Here is an 18,873-nt window from a genome sequence, read left to right as displayed (position 1 = left end):
CTAAATTAAGAATATTCAAAGATTTTTAAATCTTATTGATATTAAGTATACTTATAAATTATAATTAAATAAAATTAAAGATTTTAATGTGTAAGTAAGTATTACTAATATTCAAAAAAGGGGTACAGCCATGAACATTGAACAATTACTATATATTGTTGAAGTTGCAAAATATAGTTCTCTATCTATTGCAGCACAGAATCTTCATGTGACTCAATCAACCATAAGCCAGTCCATTACTAACTTTGAAAAGGAGCTAGGGATTAAAGTTCTTAAACGATCACGTGGACACGGAGCTGTACCAACTGATGAAGGCAGAATCATATTAAAGCTTGCCTACGAAGTACAGAAAAAACTGGAGGAAATAAAAGAAGCAGCCAACCTATTGAATTCCACTGAAGTAGGAGAACTAAAAATATCTTCTTTACCCGGCTTGATGACATTTCTGGTAAAAGCTATAGCCGGATTTAGACAGGATCATCCTCACGTAAATTTAGAGATTGCCGATAAAAGTGGATCTGCTGTTATTGAAGATGTTCGGCAGCATAACACTGATTTCGGACTGATTACTTATTCAAGTGACTTGAATATAAACATGGAAGGAATTGCTTATGAAGCTCTTATTGAAGGGAAGCAGAAAGTATATGTTTCTAAGCATTCTCCATTAGCGTTTCTAGGTACCGTATCACCGAATGATATTCTTGATCAAACTCTCGTTACATATAAAGGTGAATTAATGCAGTATTTTGTTCAAGATTTCTTTAACAAATATAAGCCTATGAAAATCCTATTTACTTCAAATAATATGGATGGAGTTCTTCAAGCCATAAGTGAAAATTTGGCGATTACATTTGCTCCTGATTTCGTAATGAAAAACTATCCCCCTGTCATCAATGGTGATATCATCCCAATTGATTTGGTGAATCATCCGACGGTTAATATTTCTTTAGGGTTAGTTCGATCAGTGAATAAACATTTATCTACTTTTTCCCACAAATACATACATTATCTAAAATCAGAAATACTTAATAGTTAAGACAGAAAAAAGAGAAGCAACTTCGTCGTAAGTGAACGAAAAGCTTCTCTTTTTTACGAATCTATTTATCCCCCCAACAGGGAATAGCAGTTTATTCCTTTTACGTGGTGATAGGAGCTTTTTGAACATACCCATTATCGGAAGTCAGATTTGCGCTGATCGTAAACGAAGCCTCCGTCTTCTCTATTACTTCATCAATTGTAACACCTTCTTGAGTTTCTAGAAGAATCATTCCTTCGGGTGTAAAATCAAACACAGCCAAATCGGTAATCAGGCGATGTACAACCTTTTGACCTGTCAATGGAAGGGTACAGCTTTTTTTGATCTTGGATTCATTGTACTTATTTGTGTGCTCCATAATGACCACAATTCTTTTGGCTCCATGGACAAGATCCATTGCTCCTCCCATACCTTTGATCATTTTTCCAGGGATCATCCAGTTTGCCAAGTCACCTTGTTCGGAAACCTCCATGCCGCCCAGGATGGCTAGGTCGATGTGTCCTCCTCGAATCATGGCAAAGGACTCCGCACTATCAAAGAAAGATCCACCGATCACCGCTGTAACCGTTTCTTTCCCAGCGTTTATAAGATCAGGATCCTCCATCCCTTCAACAGGATATGGCCCGATGCCAAGCAACCCATTTTCTGATTGCAATAATACATGAAATTCCCTCGGAATTTCGTTAGCGATCAGGGTTGGCATTCCAATTCCGAGATTTACGTTCATTCCATTTTGAATCTCTTGAACCGCACGATTAATGATTTTTGTCCTGGTATCCATCCTTTTATCCTCCTGAAAAATTGCCTAGTAATTTTTTGATATGTTACTATTCAAAGGTATATTAAGTCCGCATGACGGTACGGCGTTCAATTCTTTTCACATAATTCTTTCCTTCCAATATCCTTTGGACATAGATCCCAGGTGTATGGATCTCATCCGGATCAAGAGACCCCACCCCAACCATGTGCTCCACCTCGGCAATCGTTATCCTGCCGGCAGTTGCCGCGAGTGGATTAAAATTTCGCGCAGTCTTCCGGAAAACAAGATTTCCTAAAGGGTCACCTTTCCATGCCTTTACGAAGGCAAAATCCCCAACAATCCCTTCTTCAAGAATATGCGTTCTACCATTAAATACTCGATGTTCTTTGCCCTCTGCAATCGGGGTACCAACGCCAGTCGGCGTATAGAATCCAGGGATACCGGCACCGCCCGCCCTAATTCTTTCCGCCAGTGTCCCCTGGGGAACAAGTTCTACTTCCAATTCTCCACTTAAAAATTGCTTTTCAAAGATCTTGTTCTCACCGACATAACTTGCCACCATTTTTTTGATCTGCTTATTGGCAAGTAGAAGTCCTAGTCCCCAATCATCCACCCCACAATTGTTACTGACAATCGTTAAGTCTTTTGTTCCCTTTTCCCGCAACGCTAGAATCAGCTTCTCGGGAATTCCCGATATACCAAAGCCGCCAACAATGATGGTTGCACCATCTTGAATATCCTGAATCGCTTCATTAAAATATGTGATCATCTTTCCGTTCACAGCCAATATATTCACTCCCTGCATTATTAACATAATTATTTGAATTTTTATATTATGAAATTGATTATACTCATAAGTAATAATTAAATAAAATTAAAGTTTTTAATTTGTAAGTAAGTGTTACTTATTTTAAAAAGCTTTGGATCTAAAAAAACAAGGACCCCCATAGTTGAGGCCCTTTTACAATTTAAATCGCTAAGACTAAATCCATTTTTTATTCCATTTCTACACAACATCCAACAATATGTAAAAAGTCGGTACTAATGCATAGAATTAGCTGCTAAATATATTAAATCGATTTTCTAATAAACAAACTAATTTATTCCATCTTCCACATCAATATGATCATCAGCGTAAGTCTCGGACATTTTATCCAGACAATTCCAGCACTTACTACGATTTCGCTCCATAATGGCTAATTCTTCATTGCAATCTACACAACAATCCATTCCATTAACAGCCTTGTTATTTTTACACATATTTCGTTTCCTCCTCGATTAAATCATGATTTTTAAATAATCACAGTTTCATCTGTTTTTAACGTTGTGTTAGTTTGCTTCGCAGGACGTACAATGGTCAAAAACAATAATCCGAAAACAAACATAACCAATGAAGTTACTAGAAACCCAGAACCATATCCAATTGCCTCAGTTCCTGAATTTTGGATAAAATTCCCGAATACAACTGGAGCAATAACACTTGCTGAACTTGATAGAGCAACATATGTCCCTTGTGCTTTTCCAATGTTTTTGGTAGAAAAGAATTCCATCAACATAGCGGGTGCGAGTGAAAGAATAACAATCGCAAAACCTGGAGCAAGAATGAAGAACACGATGGCGATAGCACTTGAATGCACGACACTTCCAATATATAAACAAATAGCGGATAGCACCATTGAAATACCTGCAAGATTTACTCGTGCTTTACGAATATCTCCTGTTTTGCGATAAAGTCGATCTGATAACAAGGCAAATACAATTTGGCAAATGGCAGCGAAGAGAAAAGGCAAAGACACTGCCATTTTTAATGTTTTTCCATCAAAATGTTGAATTTTGGTAAAGTATGCTGGAAACCAAACCGCTTGAACAGACAATAACCAATAGGCACAACCTGCACACAAAACAGTAAAAATAAAATTTTTAGAAAAAAGATGCGGAAGAAATTGACGCCAAGAAACCTTAGAAGGGATGAATGAGTTCTTATCCTCTTGTTCAATTGTAGGTAACCCGATTTCTTTTGGGCTTTCTTTTCCGAAAATCATCCATAAAACTAGAACAATAAGTCCAACAATCCCCATTGCGATAAAAGCAGATCTCCATCCATATTGAGCGATCAAGGAGATTAATAATGGAGAAGCAATCGCTGGACCGATTGCTGCTCCAAAGAGAACAGCGCCAAAGCCTATACCATGTCTATGTTTAGGGAACCATTTTCCTATTAGAGAAGTTGATATAGCAATCGCTGGACCTTCTCCTGCTCCCAAGATCATTCTTGAAAACATTAATAAAGACAGACTGGAAACAAAAGGTGTGGTAAATTGAACAACCAACCATATTAACATGATCCAAGTAAACATTTTTTTCGTGTTTTTGGAATCGGCCATGCCACCTATAATTAAAGAGGATATGGTAAAGAACCAAAAGAATGAGCTTCCAATAACCCCCCATTGTGAAGGACTTAAGTGTAACTCTTTCATTATGGGAACGGAAACTAAACCGATGATAATTTTATCAACTTGGTTGACCATTCCGGAAGCAACGAGAATAAATAATATAATCCAAGAATATTTTGGTGTCTTCAATGTAAAAATCTCCCCTTCTAATCCACTATTTATGGAAAATCTTATCTTAAAATCTGCAAGCTACTCCCATCACATGATGCAAATGGTATTTTTATGAAATGGTTTTAAAGTCAATCTTCTGCGTTAAAATCATGACATTATTAAAACTATTACCTCATGTTTTCTGCAATCCCGCCAGCTGTTTTTTCACGTACAGGAATACCCCCGCGACCCGCTTTACCTGTTTTCTCATCAATAAACATAGCAAAATCGGGCGCGATTTCTCTTCCATTTGGCATCGTGAGCCACAATCTTAATAAATGACGTTTGCGTTCGGGTTCTTCATAATCTTCATAAACAGTCCGTGAATGAAGAACGGTATAATTATTTACGAATTGCATATCACCAGGTTCCATCATCATATCGATATGCATGTTTTCATCATGAAGGAGAGAATCCATTAAGTCATATGCGTCCATTTCTTCCTTTGACATTTGGATACCTGTTTTCGCTTGTGCAGATTCGACATATCCGCGATTATATCTGCAGCTCAATTTACCTTTGTAATAGCTAAAGACTGGTGAGGAATATACTGGAGATTCTCCTAGTGATTCTTCACCACGACGATCCAAGAAGTATATACGATAGAGAATTTCAAGGTACTCTGGGTACTTCTCCAGAATTTCATTATAAACAGCCATCGAACTTACGATACTACTGAAACCCCCAGATTTAGCTTTTCGTAGAGATAATAAACCGACTACGTCAGATCCATCTGGGTGAAAGGGAAGATGTGCATTCGTTTGGTAACCGCGTACATTGGAATCATTAATGTTGAGACCTTGGTCAACGACATGCCCTAAAAGATCACCTTTTGCGTTTTGCGCCACCGGGATGCCCAAGTGAATTCCAAGACCCCAATAAATGATGCTTGCTTCTTCATCTGTATACCTGTCCATTGGTAATCCGCGAATGAGTAGAAATCCTCTTCCATTTTCCAACTCTTCAACGAAGTAAGCGATTTCATTTGAAAGATCAGGAATTGGGAAGTCGTCCTTGTTAAAATCAGGTGCCTTTAACCCCTTTTGTTTTACATGAAATAGTGCCTTCTCAAGAGCTGAAATTGTTTGCTCTGACAAATAATAAATCCATGTATCATCTTTAGCAAGATCAATTCCTTTCCACGCTACAGATCCTTGAATTTTTTCCTTCAAAATGAACGGCACCGATACTCCCCCTTCTTTTTCTAAATCAACTTTAGTAATAGTAAGTAATAATAAATTTCGGGTTGATTCTCTTTTAAAAGAGTGACTCTATCTCTCTTCCAAATCCTTTTTCATCCTTTTAATAAATAAAATGAAGTTCCCCCTTTCATTTACATGGAAGCGCTTTAAATAACTTTCTGACTGTTTTAATTGTTATTACAGTAATTATATTCATAATTTTCAGTAAAATAAAATTAAAATATTTAATTTGCTAGTAAAAATTACTAATATACTTGAAATAGTCTTACCATGTACATTGGAAAATAACGATATAACAGTATATTAGTACAACTTAATTACAGATTAATATCTTTAATTTTATATAATTATTATTTATAGGTAGAATGAAAATATAGAGATAAGTTAATAGTCAAAAAAATCACTCTCAACTTATGTGGTTTTTTGAGAGATTCGAAACAGGAGGTCTAGACAATGGATTTAAAGTTATCCGGAAAAAAAGCTCTTATCGTTGGAGGAAGCCGCGGGATTGGTAAAGCGATTGCCCGCCAGTTGGCTTTGGAAGGTGTAGATTGTACAATTTGTTCAAGAACTGAATCCACACTAAAGCTCGCTGCAGAGGAATTGACACAAGAGACAAAAAGAAATATCTATCCGATCGTGGCAGATACTACTGACCCTGATTCAATCCTGAATTTAGTTGAAAAATCAGCGGCAGCGATGGGAAGCATTGATATTTTAATCAACAGTGGAGCCCGTGTTGGCGGCCATGAGCCAGAGGATTTTTATAGTATTAAAGATGAACTTATTTTGAAAGATTTTGAAGAAAAATACATGGGTTATTTTCGCTGTATCCGAGCAGTTGCACCTTATATGATAGAAAATAAATGGGGCCGTATAATAAATATAAGTGGTCTGGCAGCCAGAATTGGCGGCAATTATTTTAGTTCCGGTCCGCGTAATGCATCTGTTGTCCATATGACGAAATCCGCCTCATTGGAATTAGGAAAGCACGGTATTAACGTTAATGCTGTTTATCCAGGGATAGTCGATACAGAAACGTTTAGAGGCCGGGTCACGAATGAGGAAGCTATACGCCATGTAGAATCACTGAATTCCCTCGGCCGCTTGATAACTGCAGAGGAAATTGCTTATGTCGTTACCTTCCTGGCTTCGCCTTTGGCGGCATCGATTACTGGCGATGTTATTCCGGTAACTGGCGGCATTGGAAATACCGTTTATTTCTAACATACTTGGTTGTTACTGTTAACTGTTTCATAGATTACCAATTTATAGTCCATGAAAAATATATAATATAAAAAACGAGCCTCATTAAATTGTGAGGCTCGTTTCATTTAGATTTTTATCGAATATTTTGTTGTACGTAGGAATTTGTCGATCTTAGAAACAGTTGATTCAATGTTGTTAGAGAAAATAGCCATATGTCCAAAAAAACCGTGGACCATTCCGGATTCACATGCATATTCTACCTGCACACCAAATTTTTTCAGACGATCAGCATAAGCTCTACCTTCATCCCGAAGCACATCATTTTCCGCTGTGATTACTAATGCTGGCGGGAGGCCACTTAAATCTTCAGCCACCAAGGGAGAAGCGTACTCATTACACCTATCCTTATCATTTCTTAAATAATGATCCCGGAACCAAATCAGCTGTTCGCGATCCAGACCAAATCCTTTTGCAAAAGTTTGATGGGATTCCGTATTGCACTCAAGGCTTGTCGGAGGATAAAGCAGGACCTGAGCAGTGATGTCGGGACCTTTTCTGTCTCTCGCCATCATCGTAACTACTGTTGCTAGATTTCCACCTACGCTATCCCCTCCGACTGCCAATCTAGAAACATCACCGTTAAAGGAAGTCCCTTTTTCATACACCCATTCCAATGCCGCATATGCGTCTTCTACTGCAGTCGGAAACTTATACTCTGGTGCAAGACGATAGTTTACGGATACAACAATACTTTCCGTTCTATTAGCGATCATACGACAGCTTGCATCCGACGATTCAATGTCTCCGAGAACCCATCCCCCACCATGGTAGTATATAAATAGGGGAAAGGGACCTTGCCCTTCTGGTATGTATACCCGACATTTGATTTCTTCATCCTGGCTTACTGGAAGCATCAAATCCTCTACCTTTGAAAGCGGCTCTAATATCACAGCAGGGCGCGGTGCCTTTGCTAGCATATCTCTTACTGTCTTTGGATCCATTTTATGAATAGGCGGCATCTGATTAAAAGCTTGTAAATATTTTTCTGCTTGCGGATCTAAATTTACCAAGGAGCATCATCCTCACTTCAATTATTTTTAAATTAACTCGGCTATATCCTAATCTTTTATTCCGGCCATAAGGCATTTAAAAACATAAAATGGTGATTTTATTCACCATATTTCGTTGAATAAAATCACCATCTCACTTGATATAAGAAATAATGGTGTTTATTACTACCACCAGCTTTTTATCTTTTTACAGGTACCCCGCCGATATAAAACTCGAAATCTGGGGCAATTTTCCGGCCATTTGGCATCATGAGCCATAATCTTAATAGATGACGTTTCTTGTCATCTTCTTCGTAATCTTCAAAATGAGTCCGTGAATGAAAAACGGAATAATTATTAACGAATTGCATATCACCCGGTTCCATCATCATATCAATATGGAAGTTTTCATCATGAGTGAGGGAATCGATAAAATCAAATGCTTCGATTTCCTCTTTCGACAAAGAGATACCTGTTTTCGTTTGTGCTGATTCGACATATTGACGAATATATCTGCAGCTTAATTTACCATCGTAATAGCTAAAGATCGGTGTTTGAACTACTGGAGATTGGCCTGGTCCTTCTTCCCCGCGAAGATCATGGGCGAATGGACGATAGAGAATTTCAAGGTACTCTGGGTGCTTCTCCACAATTTCATTATAGATAGCCATCGCACTTGCAATACTGCTTAAACCGCCAGATTTCGCTTTCTGAAGACATAGTAATCCGACTACATCAGCGAGATCAGTGTGATAGTCAAGATGTACATTCGTTTGGTAACCACGAACTTTTGTATTATCATTAAAGTCTTTACCTACGTTTTTGATATGTCCTAGGAGCTCCCCGTTTTTGCTTTGGATTATCGGTAAGCCCAAGTGAAGTCCGAGACCCCAGTAAATGATGCTCGCTTCTTCGTCAGTAAACTGACCCATTGGCAATCCACGAATCAATAGAAACCCTCTTCCATTCTCCAGCTCGTCAACAAAGTATGCGATTTCGTCAGCGAGATCAGGAATCTGGAAATCCTCCTTTTTAAAATCAGGTGCTTTTAATCCCTTTTGCTGAACATGTAATACAGCCTTCTCAAGTGCAGCAATTGTTTTCACGGACAAATAATAAATCCATGAATCATCTTTTGCCAGTTCAGTACCTTTCCACGCTGATCGACCCTGAATTTTTTCCTTTAAAATAATCGACATAATTAACCCTCCCTTATTAATTTCGTACACTAGTATTCTGATGGACTATAATTGTATACTTTAAACACTCACTCGCTCTTCTGCTTCTATTATTGAATTACTTTGCTTTACGGGACGAACACCTATCCAAAACAATAATCCGATTATGAGCATCCCCAAAGAAGAGGCTTGAAACGCAAATCCATAGCCAATAGCTTCAGTCGTTGCATTTTGTATAAGATTCCCAAATACGATTGGAGCAATAATACTTGCAATACTTGCAAGAGCAATGAATGTTCCTTGTGCCTTTCCAATGTTTTGAGGAGAAAAAAACTCCATCAATATGGCCGGTGCGAGTGATAGAATGACATACGCAAAACCGGGTGCAAGGGTAAAGAATATTATGGACAAAGACGTCGAATTCACGGTATTTGCTAGATATATACATAAAGCGGATAACATCATCATGAAACCAGCAAGATTAATTCGTGCTTTACGAATATCTCCTGTTTTACGATAAAGCCGATCTGATAGCAAAGCAAATCCAAATTGGCAAAAAGCTGCGAAAAGAAAAGGTAAAGACACGGCTAGTTTTAATGTTTGACCATTAAACTGTTGAACTTTGGAAAAGTAGGCTGGAAACCATACCGCTTGAACGGACAATAACCAATACGCACACCCACCGCACAAAACGGTCAAAATAAAATTTTTAGATAAAAGATGCGGAAGAAACTGACGCCATGAAACCTTAGAAAGGCTAGACGACTGGTGCTCCTTTTGATGAATGACAGTCAGCCCGATTTCTTGTGGACTTTCTTTACCGAATATCATCCATAAAACCAGAACAATCAGTCCCAGTATACCCATGGCAATAAATGCAGATCTCCATCCATAATTATCGATTAAAGAGATTAATAATGGCGAAGCAATCGCCGATCCCCCTGTCGTTCCTAAGAGAACAGCACCAAAGCCTATTCCGTGTCTATGTTTCGGGAACCACTTTCCCATGATTGCCGTAGAAAGAGCTGGGGCTGGACCTTCACCTGCTCCCAAAATCATTCTTGTTAACAAAAGCAGAGACAAACTGGAAACGAAGGGCGTGGCAAATTGTACAATCAACCATACAAGCGATATCCACGTTAACATTTTTTTCGTGTTTCTGGAATCGGCCATGCCGCCAAGAACGATAGAGGCGAAGGTAAAAAACCAAAAGAAAGAACTTCCTACAACTCCCCATTGCGAAGGACTTAAATGTAACTCTTTCATTAAAGGAACGGAAACCAAACCAATGATAATTTTATCTACTTGGTTGATCATCCCGGAAAGAACTAGAAATAATAAGATAATCCAGGAATACTTTGGAGTGCTTGACATATATATATCCTCACTTTTTCCTATATAAGGAACACCTTTTCCTGAAACTAGAAAAGATGTTCCCACTAGTTTTAACGAAGCTGCTGATGCACAATTACTTTAAGGTTTCAACAATACCACCAGCTGTTTTATTACGAGGAGGTACACCGCCGCGACCCGGTTTTCCCGTATTCTCATCAATAAACATCGCGAAATCCGGGGAAATTTCCCGGCCATTTGGCATCGTGAGCCACAATCTTAATAAATGACGTTTTCGATCCAGTTCTTCATAGTCTTCATATTGAGTACGTGAGTGAAGAACCGTATAATTATTGACGAACTGCATATCACCTTCCTCCAGCAGCATATTATAATGCAACTTTTCATCATGAAGGAGGGAATCCAGTAAGTCTAATGCTTCAATTTCAACTTTCGACAGCTGGATACCTGTTTTCGCTTGTGCTGATTCGATAAATAAACGGACATATCGGCAGCTCAATTTTCCATCATAGTAACTAAAGATTGGTGATGTAAATACTGGAGATTCTCCTGGCGCTTCCTCTCCACGACGATCAAAGTTGAATGGACGACAGAGAATTCCTAAATATTCGGGGTTCTTCTCCAGAATTTCATTATAAACAGCCATCGAGCTTATAATGCTGCTGTAACCTCCGGATTTCCCTTTTCGTAGACTTAACAATCCGACAACGTCAGATCCATCCGCATGAAAAGGAAGATGCAGTTTCGTTTGGTAACCGCGTACATTTGAATTTTCCAGGCTAAGACCTTGATCCCTAACGTGCCCTAAAAGATCACCATTAGCGTTTTGCGATACAGGAGTTCCCATATGAAGGCCGAGACCCCAGTATATAATGCTGGCTTCTTCATCTGTATACCTTTCCATTGGTAATCCGCGAATTAATAGGAACCCTCTCCCATTCTCCAGCTCTTCAACAAAGTAATCGATTTCCTCTAAGAGATCTGAAATCGGGAAGTCCTCCTTGTTAAACTCAGGTGCTTTTAAACCCTTTTGCTTAACCTGTGCTAAAGCGTTCTCAAGTGAAGTAATCGTTTTTTCGGTCAAATAATAAACCCATGATTCATCTTTAGCCAGGTCAGTGCCTTTCCAAGCTACTGGCCCTTTAACTTTTTCCTTTAAAATGGTTGACATAATTAATCCCCCTTTAATAATTTGGTTAGTTTCTTACTTTACTTCAGTCAATTCTCTTAACTCTCTGCGCAAAATCTTCCCTGTTGAGTTCTTTGGCAACTCTTTAAAAAATTCTACTTGTTTAGGAAGCTTGTACTTGACCAGCTTATCCAGACAGAATTGAATAATGTCATTCATAGCTATTTGCTCATCCTTGACTACGACGTAAGCTTTTACGCTTTCTCCGTATTCTACATCTGGAACTCCAATTACGGCCGCCTCGACCACGGCAGGATGCTGATACAGGACTTCCTCCACTTCACGAGGATATACATTGTATCCGCCCACAATAATCATGTCTTTCTTGCGGTCAACAATGTAGATGTATCCTTCTTCATCCATTGTTGCGAGATCACCGGTGTAAAACCACCCGTCTTTAAAAGCAGCTAATGTAGCTTCCGGCATCCCCAAATATCCCTTCATTACATTTGGCCCTTGAACAACTAACTCTCCGACTTCACATCTAGGCAATTCTTTACCGAACTCATCTACCACTTGGCTTTGAACAGCTGGAATATTCAGGCCGATAGAACCTGGTTTGCGAGTTCCTTTTAATGGATTAATAGCGACGAGAGGAGCTGTTTCCGAAAGTCCATATCCTTCTAAGATAGAAACTTTAAACTTGTTTTCAAATTTATGCAGCAACTCGACCGGAATCGATGCACCTCCAGAGATACACAAGCGAATAGATTGGAAATCCTCCGCAGCCGCTTCAGGCAATTGATTGATAAAACTGTACATCGTAGGTACTCCAGCAAACACGGTTGCCATTCTTTCTCGAATGGTACTGACCACATCGACCGGGCTGAATTTAGGCTGGATGAGAACAGTTGCCCCGCAAGCAATTGGTGCATTCAAACAAACTGTCATACAGAAAACATGAAACATTGGCAGGACAGCTACTACACGGTCATTTTCATCGAGTTCAAGTAATTTTGAAATGGAGTCTGCATTCGATGCTAAGTTCCGATGTGATAACATCGCACCCTTTGGTTTCCCTGTAGTACCTGATGTGTAAAGAATGACTGCAAGGTCTTCTTGATCAATGAAAGGGCTTACACAAACATCCACACTAGTTTCCATGAGATTCTCCCATGTCCATTCCTGATTCTCGGCTTCGGTATAAATGACTAGCTTTAGATTTTCCAATTGTTTCTTTACTTCTGATAACTTCAGCTCTACAGATATGTGAGCAATGACCGCCTTGGCTTGACTATTGTCTAATATGTAGCTGATTTCCCCTTGGGTAAACAACGGATTGATCGGTACAACAAATGCACCTAGTCGTAAAATGCCGTAATAAGCAATGAGAAATTCAGGGCTATTTCCTAATATTAGAGCCACACCATCTCCCTTCCCTATTCCTTGTGCAGACAAACCAGCAGCCAATTTATCCACCTGCTGATGTAGTTCTTTATAAGTAACACTTTTATCTCTAAAGATATAAGCGTAACTGTCTGGGAACATACTTGCACTTCTTTTCAGATTTTCGTATAAATGATAACTCATAAAATAATGACACCCCTTTTACTCACATAGAAGCATTTTGAATGCCCACTATTGTGAATATTTAAAATATTACTACAGTAAGTATACTCATAAATAATAATTAAATAAAATTAAAGATTTTAATTTGTATATAGATTTCACTAATATAAAAAGGAGTTCAGCATAGCAAGTGGCTTACTTCCACGGTCTCGTCATCGACTTGTAAATAAAAAGACAAAGTCCTATAGATGGCTTTGTCTTTTTTATATCTTTAATGATTTATTGTTTAATTAGAGCTATTGCTCTTATTGATTCTTTAGATAATTTTCTATTAACTCAATAAATAAGTTCATAGATTTCGTATGCAATTCAATAGATTCTGTTATAACTGAAAAATTTCTTTTTATCGGTGTCCCTTTAACATTTAATATTTGGATGGTACCAAGCAGCCTTTCTTTTTTAACCGTAAGTTCAGATAAATAACTAATACCAAGCCCCGCTTCGACTGCTTCTTTAATTAGTTGTGTGCTGCCGAACTCCATTAACCTAGTAGGACGTATTTGCAAAGTTTCAAATAATTTTTCTGTTGCATCTCTTGTTCCAGAACCTTCTTCACGAACAATCCAATTCTCTTGTTCTACCTGGCTTCGTGTAACTTCCTTATTAAAATATATTGGATATTTCCCTCCTGCTACGATAAACATTTGGTCCGTTGAAACTGTTTTAATATATATATTTCGATGAGATATCTCACCCTCTACAATTCCTACATCGATCTCATGACTTAAGATTGCTTTTGCTATATCTCTTGTATTGCCAATCTGTACCGAAGGAATGATATTAGGAAATCGGTTCTTCATTGTTGCAAGTATATGCGGTAAAACATATTCACCAAAAGTATAGCTCGCACCAATTTTTAATAGTCCTGTTGGCTCGTTATTTAATTCATTCACTAACATCGACATTCTTTTATATAAAGCTGTTATTTCTTTTGCATGTAAATAGACAATTTCACCTGCTTTAGTGAGCTGTACATTTTTGTTTGTCCTTAAAAGCAGCTTTGCACCTATATATTTTTCTAATTGCTGAATTTGCTGGCTAACGGCAGGCTGAGTCATATGAAGCTCTTCCGCTGCTCTGGAGAAGTTTCTTTTATCTGCTACAGATATAAATACTGATAATAGTTGATCCATTGAGTTTACCTACTTTATATCGTTTTTACTTATTATAACTATAATAATCATTTATTTCCCTTATTGTAAATCATTCGTTACGATATATTTAAATAATGCAATTGAGGGGATGAAAAACATTGGAACAAAAAGCATTAATACTTTCCAGTCCGAATCAGCAAAAAAAATCTAATAAAATGATAAATGTTTCTTTGATATTTGGAATTGGTTTTACATTGATTATAGCCATTTGTGGGTTTTTTTTGGCGACATTGCCAGGTCTAAATCATATAGGAGCACTTGCATGTGCCATTTTACTTGCTTTGGTTTATAGGCAAGTATTTGGATACCCAGAGAGATTACGTACTGGCATTCAATTTTCATCTAAAAAACTGTTAAGATTGGCCATCATTCTTTATGGTTTAAAGCTTAACATGATCGTCATATTTCATCAGGGTTTGCCGCTATTGCTAAGAGGTGCCGTAACAATTATTTTTTCAATAGCAGTTCTGATGATACTTGCAAAATGGCTCAAAGCAGATCTTAATCTTTCTTTATTATTAAGTGTTGGAACAGGCATATGTGGTGCCGCTGCCATCGCGGCCGTATCGCCAATTATTAAAGCAAAAGATGAGGATACGGCTATGGGAGTCGGTATCATCGCTTTAGTAGGCACAGTTTTTTCAATTATCTATACGTTAATATATCCTATATTACCTATTAGTCTTATAGATTATGGAAAGTGGGTTGGAATCAGTCTTCATGAGATCGGCCATGTTGCTTTAGCAGCTGCGCCTGCTGGCCAGGATGCTCTTGCAAACGCTTTACTCGCCAAACTTGCACGTGTGTTTCTTTTAATTCCTGTTTGTTTTGTCCTTATGTTTTGGATGAAAAAGAAAGGAAAAATGGAGGGTGAGGCAAAATTCGAGTTTCCATGGTTTTTAATCGGTTTTATCGTTATGAGTTTTGTGGGGAGCTATATTATCGGAAATGAGTTTGTAGTATCAAAAAAACATATGTCAGATATTGCAACTTTCACATCATTTCTTTTAACGATGTCTATGACCGGCTTAGGATTAAATATTAGCTTAAAAGAATTACGCACTAAAGCAATACGTCCACTTATTGCCATTATCATTACATCTATTCTTTTATCGTTTCTAACGTTTTTTATAATTAACTAATATTAACTTTAAAATTAAAGAGCAATCATTTATTCAAATCAAAAAGACGGTAACGTCGGTCACCGCCATGAAATCGCTCAATTTGAAGTCTGTGCCCTTTTTTTACTATTTTTTAGGTTTTTAAAAAAGTCATCAATAAATTCCTTCGCTACCTTTGTTAAACCTTTTGTTTCTAAATATATAAGCCAGAAATCAATTGGAAAATAATTTTCTTCCCTTAGAGGGATGATTTTTATTTCTCCATTTTTAACCATTGGACTATAGTTAATAGAAAAATCATGCAAAAATAAAACGGCTTGACTTTCTTTTATCAACTCGAAAAGAAGGCTGCTGCTATTTGATCTAATTAAAACTTGATGGGGATTCAGTTTTATTACTTTTAATATCTTTTTATAATCCGATGAATTATAGATAACAAATTTTGAATTCTCTAAATCACTAAGAGTTACATAATCAAATGAATAATAAGGTGAATTTTTACCTACCGCTATACATACGTGACCCTCATGAATATGTTCAAAACAAATATTTTTTTCTTTTTTTAATTCATTTATAGATGCATGTATGAAAGCGAAGTCATAGTTTTCTTTGTTGAAATTCTGAATAATATCTGTAGGATTTTGCTCTACAAATTCGAATGTAATATCAGGATTTCTTGAATTAAACTTAACCATTGTTTCTTGAATTACATAAGAAAAGGTGGGCGCTGTAATAATTTTCAAATGAGTTTGATTACTATTTTTATAAGCATAAATTTCTTTGTTCAGTTCTTTAATGGTCTTAAGTAAAGCGATTGCTTTGGAAATAACTATTTTACCTTCAAAAGTAGGAGTAACTCCTTGTTTTGATCGGTTAAAGATTTTTATTCCAAGCTCATTTTCTAGCTGTGTTATTGATTGACTCATCCCCGAAGGTGAAATAAATAATTTTTCTGCTGCTTTTGTAATTGACATCTCATTTGCTACATTGACAATATACTCCATTTGTTCAAAATTCATTAGTTCACCTCAACTTCAGCGGATCTACATGATGATATTTCAATACATTCAACGAAATAATTCCTCTTTGGAATTTAACTTCACCAGCGTAAAACAGAACATCCCTATCCTGACCACGCCAAAAGGAGTTGAGCCTTTCACGAACTCACTATACTTTCCACAAAATAAAAAATCGCGGACATAAACTGGACGCGTTCCCCCTATCGGAATACGCGCCCATTGAACTATTCGGTATCCGGGTTACTGATCTGTACTTCGAATTTGGGTTTAATCGATAATCGTGGATAGTCTTTGCGCCAATGTAAAGACTTCCAAAGGTTTGGATGGTAGGCCTTTAATTGCTTACCAATACCCAGAAGATCACAATTAGCTTTTTGTAAAGTCTTGATTGTTTCAATCGCCTGTTCCTCCATATGTTTGCTCATGTCTTTTTCTATCCGGTTAACGGTATCAGCGTTCAGCGTATGAACCGACTCGCCTGCTTCGATTGAATTTATTCTTAATCGGACTCCGAAAATGACTTTCGGCAATCCGTTCGTTTCAGGGTGGACAGTGATCTTTGAATCCACTTTCTTGACGTACACCCCGTAATAACTATGTCGTTCATCGTCGTTTTCAGACATATGTCCAGTCAATCTTTGCCTTCCCATGTCCTTCCCTAGCAGTAACTGTACCATTCGAACTTGATCCTTGTCGAGTTTCTTCCTAGTATTCTTACCTTGACGGAATAATAGGGCACCCTTTAATACTATTTCCGAATCGGATTTTTTCAACAGCGGCAAAGCGATATCTTCCAATTGCATTTCTTTGGATTGTATAAAACGCATCATAGAAACGTTGGACATAATTCCGTTCTTTTCCAAAGCCAAAACAAACTCGTACAGTTCATTGGAAAACTCTTCTTGATTTTTCATCACTTTAAGAGTCTTAGATAGGCTCCCGTCAAATACGACTACGGGTACGTTGATCGCCGCATAGGGGGCCTTTAGTAAAAAAGTTAGCTTTGTAATAGGATCATGAGAAGCGAAGCTCTGGCTTATCGTATAGATTCTCGTGTTCACTCCTAAAAAAGGAGCCCGTCCGATGAAATCGCTTTGACCAACCGCTTCGACTAAACTAGGTCCTTTGAGTTCCGTAGTTTCCGAAACCAAATTTCCTCCTCCTTGGCTGGCACCTTTAAGGCGTGTGACGATATACCGGAGGACGATGTTCCCGCTCTTCTCGTCAAAATCAATACTTGCGATATCCACAAAATTGAGATGACGCAGCTGCATTTGATCCCAACAACCGGTCAATAGCAGCAACAACAAAATTCCAATTGTAGCTTTTTTCATCCTCCCGCCTCCTTTCCCCGAGCCAAAGAAATAAGAAGCAGAATGGTTGGCACAATGGCAATGATAATCACGGTAGCAGTATTATGATAGTCGCCAAATTTGAACAACCATTGCCGGTTGTCGCCCCATAATCCTCCTGCGAAGCAAACGAGTGCCAAAATCCATACCAAAAGAGGATGGTTGCGGATTTCTTTACGGCCGACGAATGCCAGATATCGTGCGGACAAAAACAAATAAACATAAACAGTTACCGTAGTCACGGAAATCCAAATCGTCATAAATAGAATGTCGAGGCTTTGAACAACTGGCCATCTGAATTTACGGAGAATGAATACCATCGGCTCCTGAATGGATTTCAATTGACTTTCGCTGTAGTTGTACGTCACAATCACCGATATCAATACATACAAAAAAGTCGTAAATCCATTGGCGGCTGACATTGCAATCAAGATATCCTTTTTCTTACGGCATCTTACAAATGGAAACACGTACAGGAGAAGCTCGTATCCCGCATACAACCAAAAGGCGGGAAGAGCGCCCTTTAGAGTAGGGCCGATCCCATGAGTACCTATCGGCAGAAAATGACGCCAATCCCCTTCTCCTATTCCACTAATAAATACAATCACAAAGCATATAAAAAACATGAACATAATTGTCTGCGTGATTGTAGCCATTGACCGGAGCGTAGATGAAGCAATATATGCAGCGATTAAGACCGATGCTCCAATTAACACGGACCAGGGTGTCTCAAATAACACCCAGCGGTTAATGACATCGGAATAAGAAACAATAACCATAAGACTAGATTGCAAGCAATACGTTGCATAGATGAAATTCACGACCGATCCTAACGGCTTGCCAACGATCGCGGATATGTACTGGGGTAAAGGCCGATCATCATATCTTTTTCCGAGCTGATAGATAATAATGATGACGGCTTGAGCGAACACTCCCCCAATTAAGATGGATATCCACGAGTCGTACCCTGCATAGCTGGATTGTGGGTAAGGGATCGATAAAACGCTAACACCGACTTGGGTCAGAATAACGAGGCAAATAAGCTGATTGATGGAAATTTTATTCAAGTGTATCAATCT

Annotated in this window: 17 protein-coding genes; 3 read left to right on the top strand and 14 right to left on the bottom strand. The window is 38.1% G+C overall.

The genetic code is table 11. From position 1 onward, the window contains the following. Positions 1–130: 130 nt before the first annotated feature. Positions 131–1,036, top strand: coding sequence for a LysR family transcriptional regulator (locus tag ACJ004_RS03690; protein ID WP_410891160.1), 906 nt, complete (start codon positions 131–133; stop codon positions 1,034–1,036). A gap of 100 nt (positions 1,037–1,136) precedes the next feature. Here the strand turns inward: ACJ004_RS03690 and ACJ004_RS03685 are convergent, their stop codons facing one another. The 5 genes from ACJ004_RS03685 to ACJ004_RS03665 form a co-directional block, all read right to left on the bottom strand. After that, positions 1,137–1,817 carry a 3-oxoacid CoA-transferase subunit B gene (locus tag ACJ004_RS03685; protein WP_410891159.1) on the bottom strand — a complete coding sequence of 227 codons (681 nt, stop codon included), beginning with the start codon at positions 1,815–1,817 and terminating at the stop codon, positions 1,137–1,139. Between the two features lie 61 nt (positions 1,818–1,878). After that, positions 1,879–2,565: a CoA transferase subunit A gene (locus tag ACJ004_RS03680; protein ID WP_410891276.1), complete on the bottom strand. Its 687-nt coding sequence runs from the start codon at positions 2,563–2,565 to the stop codon at positions 1,879–1,881. Between the two features lie 326 nt (positions 2,566–2,891). Beyond that, complete coding sequence (locus ACJ004_RS03675; RefSeq protein WP_410891158.1) at positions 2,892–3,056, bottom strand: hypothetical protein; 165 nt, start codon at positions 3,054–3,056, stop codon at positions 2,892–2,894. 32 nt (positions 3,057–3,088) lie between these two features. Next, positions 3,089–4,378 (bottom strand): MFS transporter, encoded by a 1,290-nt coding sequence (locus ACJ004_RS03670; protein ID WP_410891157.1) that lies wholly within the window; start codon positions 4,376–4,378, stop codon positions 3,089–3,091. A gap of 149 nt (positions 4,379–4,527) precedes the next feature. Next, positions 4,528–5,583, bottom strand: a complete 1,056-nt coding sequence (locus ACJ004_RS03665) for a TauD/TfdA family dioxygenase (RefSeq protein ID WP_410891156.1) — start codon at positions 5,581–5,583, stop codon at positions 4,528–4,530. Positions 5,584–6,054: 471 nt separating this feature from the next. On the opposite strand from ACJ004_RS03665, the gene ACJ004_RS03660 reads away from it, so the two are divergent. Continuing rightward, entirely contained in the window at positions 6,055–6,828 is a 774-nt protein-coding gene (locus tag ACJ004_RS03660) for an SDR family NAD(P)-dependent oxidoreductase (RefSeq protein ID WP_410891155.1), read from the top strand. A 107-nt stretch (positions 6,829–6,935) separates the two neighbouring features. Here the strand turns inward: ACJ004_RS03660 and ACJ004_RS03655 are convergent, their stop codons facing one another. The 6 genes from ACJ004_RS03655 to ACJ004_RS03630 form a co-directional block, all read right to left on the bottom strand. Next, positions 6,936–7,880: an alpha/beta hydrolase gene (locus tag ACJ004_RS03655; RefSeq protein WP_410891154.1), complete on the bottom strand. Its 945-nt coding sequence runs from the start codon at positions 7,878–7,880 to the stop codon at positions 6,936–6,938. Between the two features lie 179 nt (positions 7,881–8,059). Then, positions 8,060–9,058 carry a TauD/TfdA family dioxygenase gene (locus tag ACJ004_RS03650; RefSeq protein WP_410891153.1) on the bottom strand — a complete coding sequence of 333 codons (999 nt, stop codon included), beginning with the start codon at positions 9,056–9,058 and terminating at the stop codon, positions 8,060–8,062. 60 nt (positions 9,059–9,118) lie between these two features. Next, positions 9,119–10,411, bottom strand: coding sequence for an MFS transporter (locus ACJ004_RS03645; RefSeq protein ID WP_410891152.1), 1,293 nt, complete (start codon positions 10,409–10,411; stop codon positions 9,119–9,121). A gap of 94 nt (positions 10,412–10,505) precedes the next feature. Beyond that, positions 10,506–11,561, bottom strand: coding sequence for a TauD/TfdA family dioxygenase (locus tag ACJ004_RS03640; RefSeq protein WP_410891151.1), 1,056 nt, complete (start codon positions 11,559–11,561; stop codon positions 10,506–10,508). Positions 11,562–11,594: 33 nt separating this feature from the next. Then, positions 11,595–13,109, bottom strand: a complete 1,515-nt coding sequence (locus ACJ004_RS03635; RefSeq protein WP_410891150.1) for a long-chain-fatty-acid--CoA ligase — start codon at positions 13,107–13,109, stop codon at positions 11,595–11,597. A 284-nt stretch (positions 13,110–13,393) separates the two neighbouring features. Next, complete coding sequence (locus ACJ004_RS03630) at positions 13,394–14,281, bottom strand: LysR family transcriptional regulator (protein WP_410891149.1); 888 nt, start codon at positions 14,279–14,281, stop codon at positions 13,394–13,396. Positions 14,282–14,457: 176 nt separating this feature from the next. Between ACJ004_RS03630 and ACJ004_RS03625 the strand changes: the two genes are divergently transcribed. Then, positions 14,458–15,444 carry a YeiH family protein gene (locus tag ACJ004_RS03625; protein ID WP_410891275.1) on the top strand — a complete coding sequence of 329 codons (987 nt, stop codon included), beginning with the start codon at positions 14,458–14,460 and terminating at the stop codon, positions 15,442–15,444. A gap of 77 nt (positions 15,445–15,521) precedes the next feature. Here ACJ004_RS03625 and ACJ004_RS03620 read toward each other — a convergent pair whose 3' ends face one another. From ACJ004_RS03620 to ACJ004_RS03610, 3 genes are all read right to left on the bottom strand, one after another. Beyond that, complete coding sequence (locus tag ACJ004_RS03620) at positions 15,522–16,442, bottom strand: LysR family transcriptional regulator (RefSeq protein ID WP_410891148.1); 921 nt, start codon at positions 16,440–16,442, stop codon at positions 15,522–15,524. Between the two features lie 224 nt (positions 16,443–16,666). After that, positions 16,667–17,776 (bottom strand): Ger(x)C family spore germination C-terminal domain-containing protein, encoded by a 1,110-nt coding sequence (locus ACJ004_RS03615; RefSeq protein ID WP_410891147.1) that lies wholly within the window; start codon positions 17,774–17,776, stop codon positions 16,667–16,669. After that, on the bottom strand, positions 17,773–18,870 hold the full coding sequence (locus ACJ004_RS03610) for a GerAB/ArcD/ProY family transporter (RefSeq protein ID WP_410891146.1): 1,098 nt from the start codon (positions 18,868–18,870) through the stop codon (positions 17,773–17,775). Before ACJ004_RS03610 ends, ACJ004_RS03615 begins: the two co-directional genes overlap by 4 nt. Positions 18,871–18,873 lie beyond the last annotated feature (3 nt).

Origin of the sequence: Neobacillus sp. 204 (genome assembly GCF_046562815.1) — a bacterium.
Classification (GTDB): Bacteria; Bacillota; Bacilli; order Bacillales; family Cytobacillaceae; genus Neobacillus.
The sequence above is the reverse complement of the archived record's forward strand: the minus strand, read 5'-3'. Positions and strand labels throughout refer to the sequence as shown.

Bases quoted from the DNA above. Each gene is read 5' to 3' on its own strand.
- ACJ004_RS03690 (WP_410891160.1), top strand. From the start codon at position 131: ATGAACATTGAACAATTACTATATATTGTTGAAGTTGCAAAATATAGT.
- ACJ004_RS03675 (WP_410891158.1), bottom strand. From the start codon at position 3,056: ATGTGTAAAAATAACAAGGCTGTTAATGGAATGGATTGTTGTGTAGAT.
- ACJ004_RS03685 (WP_410891159.1), bottom strand. From the start codon at position 1,817: ATGGATACCAGGACAAAAATCATTAATCGTGCGGTTCAAGAGATTCAA.
- ACJ004_RS03645 (WP_410891152.1), bottom strand. From the start codon at position 10,411: ATGTCAAGCACTCCAAAGTATTCCTGGATTATCTTATTATTTCTAGTT.
- ACJ004_RS03640 (WP_410891151.1), bottom strand. From the start codon at position 11,561: ATGTCAACCATTTTAAAGGAAAAAGTTAAAGGGCCAGTAGCTTGGAAA.
- ACJ004_RS03625 (WP_410891275.1), top strand. From the start codon at position 14,458: ATGATAAATGTTTCTTTGATATTTGGAATTGGTTTTACATTGATTATA.
- ACJ004_RS03635 (WP_410891150.1), bottom strand. From the start codon at position 13,109: ATGAGTTATCATTTATACGAAAATCTGAAAAGAAGTGCAAGTATGTTC.
- ACJ004_RS03630 (WP_410891149.1), bottom strand. From the start codon at position 14,281: ATGGATCAACTATTATCAGTATTTATATCTGTAGCAGATAAAAGAAAC.
- ACJ004_RS03615 (WP_410891147.1), bottom strand. From the start codon at position 17,776: ATGAAAAAAGCTACAATTGGAATTTTGTTGTTGCTGCTATTGACCGGT.
- ACJ004_RS03660 (WP_410891155.1), top strand. From the start codon at position 6,055: ATGGATTTAAAGTTATCCGGAAAAAAAGCTCTTATCGTTGGAGGAAGC.
- ACJ004_RS03650 (WP_410891153.1), bottom strand. From the start codon at position 9,058: ATGTCGATTATTTTAAAGGAAAAAATTCAGGGTCGATCAGCGTGGAAA.
- ACJ004_RS03620 (WP_410891148.1), bottom strand. From the start codon at position 16,442: ATGAATTTTGAACAAATGGAGTATATTGTCAATGTAGCAAATGAGATG.
- ACJ004_RS03680 (WP_410891276.1), bottom strand. From the start codon at position 2,565: ATGATCACATATTTTAATGAAGCGATTCAGGATATTCAAGATGGTGCA.